At 51.1% G+C, this 5449-nt stretch carries 1 protein-coding gene, 2 tRNA genes and 2 rRNA genes; all 5 read left to right on the top strand.

What is annotated here, in order from left to right; genetic code table 11:
• The coding region (locus tag H097_RS28490) for a hypothetical protein (protein ID WP_206575971.1) at positions 1 to 257 on the top strand (257 nt) is incomplete at its 5' end.
• Between the two features lie 51 nt (positions 258 to 308).
• Positions 309 to 1845 (top strand): 16S ribosomal RNA (locus tag H097_RS06840).
• 81 nt (positions 1846 to 1926) lie between these two features.
• Positions 1927 to 2003: transfer RNA gene (locus H097_RS06835), tRNA-Ile, on the top strand.
• Positions 2004 to 2033: 30 nt separating this feature from the next.
• A tRNA-Ala gene (locus H097_RS06830) sits at positions 2034 to 2109 on the top strand.
• Positions 2110 to 2358: 249 nt separating this feature from the next.
• Positions 2359 to 5252: ribosomal RNA gene (locus tag H097_RS06825) — 23S ribosomal RNA — on the top strand.
• Together the 16S and 23S rRNA genes with 2 tRNA genes alongside form the textbook arrangement of a ribosomal RNA operon.
• Positions 5253 to 5449 lie beyond the last annotated feature (197 nt).

The following is a 5449-nucleotide window of genomic DNA, read 5'->3' as shown; positions in this document are numbered from 1 at the left end:
ATTCGCCTCCCGCTGACGAGAGATCGAAAGCGCAAGTGGTTGAAGTTGTTAAGGATTCCTTGAAAACTTCTGAAAATAATCACTTGACAGCAAATGAGGCTGCTGTAGAATGCGCGCCTCGGTTGAGACGAAAGATCTTAACCAACCGCTCTTTAACAACTGAATCAAGCAATTCGTGTGGGTGCTTGTGGGGTCAGACTGATAGTCAACAAGATTATCAGCATCACAAGTTACTCCGCGAGAAATCAAAGATGTAACCAACGATTGCTGAGCCAAGTTTAGGGTTTCTTAAAAACCCAAAGATGTTTGAACTGAAGAGTTTGATCATGGCTCAGATTGAACGCTGGCGGCAGGCCTAACACATGCAAGTCGAGCGGTAGAGAGAAGCTTGCTTCTCTTGAGAGCGGCGGACGGGTGAGTAATGCCTAGGAATCTGCCTGGTAGTGGGGGATAACGTTCGGAAACGGACGCTAATACCGCATACGTCCTACGGGAGAAAGCAGGGGACCTTCGGGCCTTGCGCTATCAGATGAGCCTAGGTCGGATTAGCTAGTTGGTGGGGTAATGGCTCACCAAGGCGACGATCCGTAACTGGTCTGAGAGGATGATCAGTCACACTGGAACTGAGACACGGTCCAGACTCCTACGGGAGGCAGCAGTGGGGAATATTGGACAATGGGCGAAAGCCTGATCCAGCCATGCCGCGTGTGTGAAGAAGGTCTTCGGATTGTAAAGCACTTTAAGTTGGGAGGAAGGGCAGTAAATTAATACTTTGCTGTTTTGACGTTACCGACAGAATAAGCACCGGCTAACTCTGTGCCAGCAGCCGCGGTAATACAGAGGGTGCAAGCGTTAATCGGAATTACTGGGCGTAAAGCGCGCGTAGGTGGTTAGTTAAGTTGGATGTGAAATCCCCGGGCTCAACCTGGGAACTGCATTCAAAACTGACTGACTAGAGTATGGTAGAGGGTGGTGGAATTTCCTGTGTAGCGGTGAAATGCGTAGATATAGGAAGGAACACCAGTGGCGAAGGCGACCACCTGGACTGATACTGACACTGAGGTGCGAAAGCGTGGGGAGCAAACAGGATTAGATACCCTGGTAGTCCACGCCGTAAACGATGTCAACTAGCCGTTGGGAGCCTTGAGCTCTTAGTGGCGCAGCTAACGCATTAAGTTGACCGCCTGGGGAGTACGGCCGCAAGGTTAAAACTCAAATGAATTGACGGGGGCCCGCACAAGCGGTGGAGCATGTGGTTTAATTCGAAGCAACGCGAAGAACCTTACCAGGCCTTGACATCCAATGAACTTTCTAGAGATAGATTGGTGCCTTCGGGAACATTGAGACAGGTGCTGCATGGCTGTCGTCAGCTCGTGTCGTGAGATGTTGGGTTAAGTCCCGTAACGAGCGCAACCCTTGTCCTTAGTTACCAGCACGTAATGGTGGGCACTCTAAGGAGACTGCCGGTGACAAACCGGAGGAAGGTGGGGATGACGTCAAGTCATCATGGCCCTTACGGCCTGGGCTACACACGTGCTACAATGGTCGGTACAGAGGGTTGCCAAGCCGCGAGGTGGAGCTAATCCCACAAAACCGATCGTAGTCCGGATCGCAGTCTGCAACTCGACTGCGTGAAGTCGGAATCGCTAGTAATCGCGAATCAGAATGTCGCGGTGAATACGTTCCCGGGCCTTGTACACACCGCCCGTCACACCATGGGAGTGGGTTGCACCAGAAGTAGCTAGTCTAACCTTCGGGAGGACGGTTACCACGGTGTGATTCATGACTGGGGTGAAGTCGTAACAAGGTAGCCGTAGGGGAACCTGCGGCTGGATCACCTCCTTAATCGACGACATCAGCTGCTCCATAAGTTCCCACACGAATTGCTTGATTCATTGAAGAAGACGAAAGAAGCAGCCCGAAATTGGGTCTGTAGCTCAGTTGGTTAGAGCGCACCCCTGATAAGGGTGAGGTCGGCAGTTCGAATCTGCCCAGACCCACCAATTTTGTGTGGGAAACGCCTGTAGAAATACGGGGCCATAGCTCAGCTGGGAGAGCGCCTGCCTTGCACGCAGGAGGTCAACGGTTCGATCCCGTTTGGCTCCACCACTACTGCTTCTGTTTGTATAAAGCTTAGAAATGAGCATTCCATCGTTGTGATGGTGAATGTTGATTTCTAGTCTTTGACTAGTTCGTTCTTTAAAAATTTGGGTATGTGATAGAAAGATAGACTGAACGTTACTTTCACTGGTAACGGATCAGGCTAAGGTAAAATTTGTGAGTTACTCAGTTTTGAGTATTATCGAATTTTCGGCGAATGTCGTCTTCACAGTATAACCAGATTGCTTGGGGTTATATGGTCAAGTGAAGAAGCGCATACGGTGGATGCCTTGGCAGTCAGAGGCGATGAAAGACGTGGTAGCCTGCGAAAAGCTTCGGGGAGTCGGCAAACAGACTTTGATCCGGAGATGTCTGAATGGGGGAACCCAGCCATCATAAGATGGTTATCTTACGCTGAATACATAGGCGTAAGAGGCGAACCAGGGGAACTGAAACATCTAAGTACCCTGAGGAAAAGAAATCAACCGAGATTCCCTTAGTAGTGGCGAGCGAACGGGGACTAGCCCTTAAGTGGCTTTGAGATTAGCGGAACGCTCTGGAAAGTGCGGCCATAGTGGGTGATAGCCCTGTACGCGAAAATCTCTTAGTCATGAAATCGAGTAGGACGGAGCACGAGAAACTTTGTCTGAATATGGGGGGACCATCCTCCAAGGCTAAATACTACTGACTGACCGATAGTGAACTAGTACCGTGAGGGAAAGGCGAAAAGAACCCCGGAGAGGGGAGTGAAATAGATCCTGAAACCGTATGCGTACAAGCAGTGGGAGCCCACTTTGTTGGGTGACTGCGTACCTTTTGTATAATGGGTCAGCGACTTATTTTCAGTGGCGAGCTTAACCGAATAGGGGAGGCGTAGCGAAAGCGAGTCTTAATAGGGCGTCTAGTCGCTGGGAATAGACCCGAAACCGGGCGATCTATCCATGGGCAGGTTGAAGGTTGGGTAACACTAACTGGAGGACCGAACCGACTACCGTTGAAAAGTTAGCGGATGACCTGTGGATCGGAGTGAAAGGCTAATCAAGCTCGGAGATAGCTGGTTCTCCTCGAAAGCTATTTAGGTAGCGCCTCATGTATCACTGTAGGGGGTAGAGCACTGTTTCGGCTAGGGGGTCATCCCGACTTACCAAACCGATGCAAACTCCGAATACCTACAAGTGCCGAGCATGGGAGACACACGGCGGGTGCTAACGTCCGTCGTGAAAAGGGAAACAACCCAGACCGTCAGCTAAGGTCCCAAAGTTATGGTTAAGTGGGAAACGATGTGGGAAGGCTTAGACAGCTAGGAGGTTGGCTTAGAAGCAGCCACCCTTTAAAGAAAGCGTAATAGCTCACTAGTCGAGTCGGCCTGCGCGGAAGATGTAACGGGGCTCAAACCATACACCGAAGCTACGGGTATCATCTTCGGATGATGCGGTAGAGGAGCGTTCTGTAAGCCTGTGAAGGTGAGTTGAGAAGCTTGCTGGAGGTATCAGAAGTGCGAATGCTGACATGAGTAACGACAATGGGTGTGAAAAACACCCACGCCGAAAGACCAAGGTTTCCTGCGCAACGTTAATCGACGCAGGGTTAGTCGGTCCCTAAGGCGAGGCTGAAAAGCGTAGTCGATGGAAAACAGGTTAATATTCCTGTACTTCTGGTTATTGCGATGGAGGGACGGAGAAGGCTAGGCCAGCTTGGCGTTGGTTGTCCAAGTTTAAGGTGGTAGGCTGGAATCTTAGGTAAATCCGGGATTCTAAGGCCGAGAGCTGATGACGAGTTACCCTTTGGGTGACGAAGTGGTTGATGCCATGCTTCCAAGAAAAGCTTCTAAGCTTCAGGTAACCAGGAACCGTACCCCAAACCGACACAGGTGGTTGGGTAGAGAATACCAAGGCGCTTGAGAGAACTCGGGTGAAGGAACTAGGCAAAATGGCACCGTAACTTCGGGAGAAGGTGCGCCGGTGAGGGTGAAGGACTTGCTCCGTAAGCTCATGCCGGTCGAAGATACCAGGCCGCTGCGACTGTTTATTAAAAACACAGCACTCTGCAAACACGAAAGTGGACGTATAGGGTGTGACGCCTGCCCGGTGCCGGAAGGTTAATTGATGGGGTTAGCTAACGCGAAGCTCTTGATCGAAGCCCCGGTAAACGGCGGCCGTAACTATAACGGTCCTAAGGTAGCGAAATTCCTTGTCGGGTAAGTTCCGACCTGCACGAATGGCGTAACGATGGCGGCGCTGTCTCCACCCGAGACTCAGTGAAATTGAAATCGCTGTGAAGATGCAGTGTATCCGCGGCTAGACGGAAAGACCCCGTGAACCTTTACTATAGCTTTGCACTGGACTTTGAATTTGCTTGTGTAGGATAGGTGGGAGGCTTTGAAGCGTGGACGCCAGTTCGCGTGGAGCCAACCTTGAAATACCACCCTGGCAACTTTGAGGTTCTAACTCAGGTCCGTTATCCGGATCGAGGACAGTGTATGGTGGGTAGTTTGACTGGGGCGGTCTCCTCCTAAAGAGTAACGGAGGAGTACGAAGGTGCGCTCAGACCGGTCGGAAATCGGTCGTAGAGTATAAAGGCAAAAGCGCGCTTGACTGCGAGACAGACACGTCGAGCAGGTACGAAAGTAGGTCTTAGTGATCCGGTGGTTCTGTATGGAAGGGCCATCGCTCAACGGATAAAAGGTACTCCGGGGATAACAGGCTGATACCGCCCAAGAGTTCATATCGACGGCGGTGTTTGGCACCTCGATGTCGGCTCATCACATCCTGGGGCTGAAGCCGGTCCCAAGGGTATGGCTGTTCGCCATTTAAAGTGGTACGCGAGCTGGGTTTAGAACGTCGTGAGACAGTTCGGTCCCTATCTGCCGTGGACGTTTGAGATTTGAGAGGGGCTGCTCCTAGTACGAGAGGACCGGAGTGGACGAACCTCTGGTGTTCCGGTTGTCACGCCAGTGGCATTGCCGGGTAGCTATGTTCGGAATAGATAACCGCTGAAAGCATCTAAGCGGGAAACTAGCCTCAAGATGAGATCTCACTGGAACCTTGAGTTCCCTGAAGGGCCGTCGAAGACTACGACGTTGATAGGTTGGGTGTGTAAGCGCTGTGAGGCGTTGAGCTAACCAATACTAATTGCCCGTGAGGCTTGACCATATAACACCCAAGCAATTTGACTACTCGAAAGAGCATCAGATTGCGGTGTGTGAAGACGAAATGAACCGAAAGTTCGATTCTCACAAAACACCGAATTCTATTACATACCCAATTTGCTGAAGCGAGGCCAACTGGCCGCGACTCAGTACCCGAATTTCTTGACGACCATAGAGCATTGGAACCACCTGATCCCATCC

Origin of the sequence: Pseudomonas sp. FH4, assembly GCF_000510915.2 — a bacterium.
Lineage (GTDB): Bacteria > Pseudomonadota > Gammaproteobacteria > Pseudomonadales > Pseudomonadaceae > Aquipseudomonas > Aquipseudomonas brenneri.
The sequence above is the reverse complement of the archived record's forward strand: the minus strand, read 5'-3'. Positions and strand labels throughout refer to the sequence as shown.